A 6387-nucleotide genomic window follows, 5' to 3' on the forward strand; every position below is an offset into this window, starting at 1 on the left:
AAAATAAAAACTTAAGTTAAACTTCATTTAGCAACACGCTACTCCTAACTAAATATGCGTTTAACTTATTTGTGTATGAACTAGTATATAGATGATTTATTTTTTATTACCTATTCCCTCTATAAAATACATCTTAATGAAACCTGTAATTTCATCTTGATCCAGTGCTTGATGCCGTTCTTTCCAATCATTCACCAGGTTTATATACATTTTAAACATTAGAAATGCTGTCATTTTAGGATCACACTTTTGCAGTTCTCCCCGCTGAATTGCTGCTGTGATTTTCATTTCGATAAATTCACAGATTTCATCTTCGACCTCTTGCAGCACTTCAATTACTTCAGGGGTCCCCATATCCTTTACTTCTTGGGAAAGCTTAATCATTAACTCATGCTCTTCCTGGAATTTAGTTATCGCATGCAAGGCTGCGTTGAAATTTTTAACAAACGAATCTTCCTGTATAATCGCACCTCTGGCGACTTGTCTCATCTCATTAACATATAATTTAATAATTTCATTTAGTACATCCTCTTTGGAAGAAAAATACGTATAAATTGTTCCTTTTCCTACTTGTGCTATCTTTGCTATTTGGTCCATCGTCGTTGCCTTGTAACCAAAATGGCTAAAAGATTTCATCGCGGCATTAATAATGTTCAACTTTTTATCCTGAATCATTAACAAATTCTCCTCATAATGACTATAATACTATAACGGTCAATTGTTAGCCTAACATGATGAATGGTATAAAGCAAGTCTAAAAAAGAGAAATGCGGAACAAAAAAGGAAAGGTGAATTTCGGTGCAACTTTATACAAAGTAAAAACAAGTTATTTCCAATTATGTTGAGATGGTTGATGTACCTAAGTACTCGGTGGGATTCACCTCGCTCAGAGGTACTAATGTCATTCCGGACGCCATCGAAATAAATATGTGCGGTTAGATTTATCAAAGTCAGCTGTCAGAGAATCTGTTAAAAATATTTCAAGTACTGATCGACTTAATCAACTATTCCATGATTATAGTGAAAGTGACTCTTACACTTTATTAATAATAGCTAATTATATCCTAGGACCATTCTTATTAGAGAATTGGTCCTCTTTATCCTGAACTTGACCTCATAGTGAATTACTTGTTAGACTTTTCCAAAAAAACACTCCATAGGTTTATTGCTAAATCTAACTGATGTGGTTGGTCGCCCGTCTATTAGTAACTATTTTAAAAAACCTCATTTGCTTATGATACGGTTCACCGCAGTGTATCTAAGTGAGGTTTTTTGAGGAAAAATACGTTAATTTCTATATTTCTTAAGTAGTTATAAATGTCAAGATAAGCTTGTACATTTTTGATTGTTTAAGAATGTACAAATTTACTCATCATCTTGCTTTAAATGATCCTTAATTCTATATGAAGGACCAACGATATTTACAACTTCTGCATGGTGTAATACTCGATCTAATATGGCGTTTGCTAATTTAGTATCTTGAAAAATCCCATCCCATTCTTTAAAGGTAATATTCGTTGTTAAAATTGTACTTTTCTTTTCATATCTCAAATCAATTAATTGGAAGAATAGTTTCGCATCTTCTCTGTCAATTGGTAAGTAACCTATTTCATCTATGATTAATAATTTATATTTGCCATAGTGTTTCAATCTAGACTCTAATCTATTTTCCATCTTAGCTCTTTTTAAGTTAGGCTCTGTTAAAGGTGAATGTTGATATAATACCCTTTACATTAAGTACATTTGTTCACAATAGGTTATACTTTCTTTTCAATCTTCTTCCATTTCACATAATTGTATGTGAAATCTATTAAAACAATGAGTATGAAAATGATTCCAATGACTATCTTTTCATTTGAATTTATATCACCAATCCAATATATAACTAAATATAGAAGGATTATTCAGATACTTAGTGGCAACACCGTTAAATCGTTGAATCCATGCCTTAAGTCTACGATGGTAATTGTTAACGTTCTGAATGTGGTATAGACCTTTTGTTCGAACCTTTCCATCTGATTTGAATTGATAAATATCCATACCCTTTTCGGCAGCATAGGTCTTAAAGGCACGCCAAGAATCGGTACATAATATATTCTCACTTGATAGTTTATGACCGATAGCTTTATCCAATTGCTCTTTTGTTAATCTTCCCATTCCTAATACTTGCAAAACAGTCATCTTGTCACGGTCCCTTGCAACTAATACACATACTTGTTCGTTGCTGATACCACGTTTCTTCGCAGAACCACCACGCTTACGTGATTTTCTATCTTTAATCTTTATTTGCCCTTTTTCAGAGTATAGGAAATTCAACGATACCTTCGAAGTTTGGGATTTCTATCTGCTTTAATGATGCTAAGATTTTGTCTCCAGTAGAACAAAGTGACGTGAGTAACATCACCAACTAATTCAGCAGATTTTCGCAAAGAATAGCCCTCTATCATACACTCGATAAATTTTATCCATTGGTGGAGACGACGAGTTCGATATAGGGCTGTATTTGTAAGGTCAGTAAATGTCTTTTTACACGCCTTACAGCGATAGCGTTGCTTTTTCACTTCTTCTCCGTCAACGACAGTCGTATATTTTCCAAAACGGACGATATGCTCTGACTCACAATCTGGACAATGATAACCATTCTTATTTTTACGCTCAGATATCTCTTGAAGAACAGTTCCCGTTGAAGAGGATGCAGTCAGTGCATCAATTAAATATTCTCGTAATCGATGTTTCTCTGCTGGATTTAGTTTTTGGATAGCTTTAAGGATATCAGTTGATCTCAAGGTCATCACCAACTCGTATATTGTTACACCCATTATAGAACATCTGTTCCTTTCGGTCAAATATCACCGTACTGGTAGCATTCCAAAACAAATGCTTTTTGACAAACTTCGAGAAGTGACAGGCACCTTACAAATGGATAAAACATGTTATAATCGAACTAGTTGTACAAAAGTTAATTAGCAAAGGTGTAGGTAAACACATGAATAATATGATAAAGAAATACCGCGATCTCCCGTTTGTCGTGAAAATGACTGCCGGCTTTTTGCTTGGAATAATTGCTGGGGTTGTTTTCCGTACAGATACGGAAGTTTTACAACCACTTGGAACATTACTCATTCATCTATTAAGTTTAATAGCGATACCTGTTATCTTTTTAACGGTCGTGCTAGCAGTGAATCAAATGAACATGATGCAACTCGGCCAGATAGGTTGGAAATTAATTTTATACTATACGATCACAACATCGGCTGCCGTTCTCGTCGGTCTAGGGTTGGCAATGGCTTTCAATCCAGGTGCCCACTTAACCTTACCTAACACACATGTTGAAAAGCCGGCCACACCACACTTCTCGGATATTCTATTAAGAATAGTCCCGGATAATATCTTTCAAGCCTTTTCATCTGGTGATGTCATGGCCATATTGTTTCTTGCCATCATTATTGGTATTGCGATTTCGAGTATGAAGTTTTCTTCTGACAAGAAGCTAGAGGAATACGGTCATTTACTGGAAAAAGTAGTTTCTGCTATTAATGAAATGTTCTACAAAGTTTTAAAAGGGGTACTCGCCTATACTCCTATTGGTGTATTTGCAATCAGTGCCGTTGCAATCGGTAATCAGGGCTGGGAAACGTTACGATCACTTTTTGTATTTATTGCTGTGTTTTACTTAGGTTTACTCATCCTTTGGGTTATTGTATATACCGGATTTATTAAACTTTCCGGTATGTCCGTACGATATTTCCTTAAACAGACAAGAGAAGCCTATACAACCGCATTCTTTACATCAAGTAGCATTGCATCTCTTCCTATTGCCATTAACGCTGCTAAGAAAGCCGGCATCTCAGAAAAAACGGCCAACTTTGCATTACCACTTGGAGCTGTCTTCAACTCTGATGGAGGAGCGCTACGAATGGGTATTTCCATTGTGTTCGCAGCTAACATTACCAATCTACAGCTTTCCTTATCAGACCTTATTATCATTGTCCTAATCGGTACATTATTGTCGATTGGAACTGCAGGGGTACCAGCAGCCGGTTTAGTGACGTTATCACTTGTTCTCACTATGTTCGGCTTACCATTGGAAATTGTCGTACTGATTGCGGGTGTTGACGCGATCATTGGTATGGGAGGTACTGCATCGAATGTAATGGGAGATATCGTAGGAGCTGCAGTAGTAGACAAATCAGAAAGAAAAAAGCTGTCTCCTGAACCACAAATTAATCATTAACCTAGGATAAAACGGGAGGATTCTCTACGCTACACTATCATAAGTGAAGCAGGAGAATCCTCCCATTCATTTAGGTTGGGTTCTGACCCCTCTAAACTAATACGTTTTAAAGTCACCCCATAATTACTTTTTATCCTGTGGCTTTGGTTTGATATATAATCCAAGTTCTTTTTTCTCTTTGGTTAACGCCCGGTAAAGCGAAATCATCATAATCACAATAATAATTGAAAATGGAAACGCCGCTCCGATTAATGCATTTTGAAGTGCTTGTAACCCACCACTATATAAAAGGATGACCGCTACAGCAGATTGGGCTATTCCCCAAGTTAATTTAACTGAATTTGGTGGCGTTAGTGAACCATACGTGGTTTGCATCCCAAGGACAAATGTTGCGGAGTCTGCCGATGTAATGAAAAACACGCAAACAAGTGCTATCGCCACTATCGAAAGGAGCATGGACAATGGAAATTCATTAAAAATGGCAAATAAAACTTCTTCCGTAGCAAATTGTGTTAAATCCACAAGTCCCCCGTTCTGTATTTCAATTGCTGAGGTACCAAACACTGCAAACCACAAGAAGCTTACAATTGATGGTAGCAATAGAACACCAATTAGGAATTCGCGAATGGTCCTCCCCTTCGACACACGTGCAATAAAGATACCTACGAAAGGTGACCAAGCTATCCACCAGGCCCAATAAAATATCGTCCACTCATTGATCCAACTACGGTGCTCTCCATTGAGCGGTGCAATTCGGAAACTCATTTGGGCTATGTTTTGAATATAGCCACCGATTGTATCTGTAAACATATCCAATGTTAATATCGTAGGCCCTACAAAAAACAATAATAAAAATAAACCCAACGCCAGAACCATATTCGTATTACTTAAATATTTAATCCCCTTACCTAAACCAGTCATTGCCGATAAGATAAATAGTACGGTAACAATCAAAATAATGATTAATTGCACAAGAAAGTTATTTGGTATCCCTAATAAATAAGATAACCCACCATTAATCTGTGCTGCTCCGAACCCCAAAGTGGTCGCAACCCCAACAATCGTTGCTATGACTGCTAGTACATCAACAATCGTTCCAACCGGTCCCTCCATCATCCTTTTTCCTAGTACAGGTTTTAATGTGGCAGATATTAGACCTGGTTCTTCTTTACGAAATTTAAAATAGGCTAAGGCTAGAGCCACAACGGCATATATTGCCCAAGCATGAATTCCCCAGTGAAAGAATACATACCTCATGGCCTCTTTATTAGCTGTATTAGTTCCACCTTCTGCAAGTGGTGGATCGACGAAGTGGGAAAGTGGCTCAGCAGCACCCCAGAAAACAAGTCCAATCCCCATCCCTGCACTAAATAACATAGCAAACCAAGAAACTTTTGAAAATGCTGGTTTATCATCTGTTTTTCCAAGTTTAATTGCCCCAACAGGACTAAAGATAAGAAATACACAAAATAGGACGATGATTGTTACTAAAATAAGGTAATACCAGCCAAATGATGTTGTAATAAAAGCTTGTATATTACCTGTTATTCTTTCAAAACTAGTTGGCGATACAACACCAAACACGACTAAAACAAGAACAATTCCTAGTGAAATCCAAAACACTTTTGATACCTTACTCATAAACAAAACGATTCCTTTCTTCTATGTATGGTGAGGCAATAGACAATACTCTCCATATTTCGAAGCGCTGTAAACAATCAATTGCCAGAGACATCTTCTCTCTTGTTTAACAAGATTGATTTTGTGATTAATCAAGGGGAAACGGGAACAAAATTCCCTAATACTGTAAGTGGAGCAAATAGCCCTTCAAATGGAAATCCATGGGTAAATTAGTAGATTAATAGCTTGATACTCATTATAATACAGACCCAATATGTACAAGGTACACGAGTATTCTAATAGAATATAGTTTGAAAAAGTAACTGAAACTATTCTAGTGTAACATAAACGGTAGAAGAGGGACAGGGGGACAGGTTTGTTGTACCACTTTTTAATAAACTGGGGTCAGACCCCATAGCCATCAAGTTAAGCAACTTTAATGGAAAAATGACCAATTTTTGTATATGCTTCTTTCGGGAATGAAACCGAGAGGAGCTTTTTTTTGAATAAAGAAATAAAAATAGACAACGAGA

The 6387-nt window shown here is 36.6% G+C and carries 3 protein-coding genes and 2 pseudogenes; 1 reads left to right on the plus strand and 4 read right to left on the minus strand.

Going from position 1 to position 6387, the window contains the following annotated elements; translation table 11 throughout:
* Positions 1–96 precede the first annotated feature (96 nt).
* The 3 genes and pseudogenes from IEV35_RS16340 to IEV35_RS16350 form a co-directional block, all read right to left on the minus strand.
* The gene (locus IEV35_RS16340) at positions 97–675 is read right to left on the minus strand and encodes a TetR/AcrR family transcriptional regulator (RefSeq protein ID WP_188385737.1); all 579 of its coding nucleotides are present in this window, start codon (positions 673–675) and stop codon (positions 97–99) included.
* A 690-nt stretch (positions 676–1365) separates the two neighbouring features.
* Positions 1366–1692, minus strand: a pseudogene (locus IEV35_RS16345) (ATP-binding protein); the annotation flags it as partial.
* A gap of 180 nt (positions 1693–1872) precedes the next feature.
* Positions 1873–2792, minus strand: a pseudogene (locus IEV35_RS16350) (IS1595 family transposase); the annotation flags it as partial.
* A gap of 194 nt (positions 2793–2986) precedes the next feature.
* On the opposite strand from IEV35_RS16350, the gene IEV35_RS16355 reads away from it, so the two are divergent.
* On the plus strand, positions 2987–4234 hold the full coding sequence (locus IEV35_RS16355) for a dicarboxylate/amino acid:cation symporter (protein ID WP_229740781.1): 1248 nt from the start codon (positions 2987–2989) through the stop codon (positions 4232–4234).
* Between the two features lie 123 nt (positions 4235–4357).
* Here the strand turns inward: IEV35_RS16355 and IEV35_RS16360 are convergent, their stop codons facing one another.
* Positions 4358–5875, minus strand: coding sequence for a glycine betaine uptake BCCT transporter (locus IEV35_RS16360; RefSeq protein ID WP_188385738.1), 1518 nt, complete (start codon positions 5873–5875; stop codon positions 4358–4360).
* Positions 5876–6387 lie beyond the last annotated feature (512 nt).

It is taken from the genome of Ornithinibacillus halotolerans, assembly GCF_014637405.1.
In the GTDB taxonomy this organism is placed as follows: domain Bacteria; phylum Bacillota; class Bacilli; order Bacillales; family Amphibacillaceae; genus Ornithinibacillus; species Ornithinibacillus halotolerans.

Bases quoted from the DNA above. Each gene is read 5' to 3' on its own strand.
- IEV35_RS16340 (WP_188385737.1), bottom strand. From the start codon at position 675: ATGATTCAGGATAAAAAGTTGAACATTATTAATGCCGCGATGAAATCT.
- IEV35_RS16355 (WP_229740781.1), top strand. From the start codon at position 2,987: ATGAATAATATGATAAAGAAATACCGCGATCTCCCGTTTGTCGTGAAA.
- IEV35_RS16360 (WP_188385738.1), bottom strand. From the start codon at position 5,875: ATGAGTAAGGTATCAAAAGTGTTTTGGATTTCACTAGGAATTGTTCTT.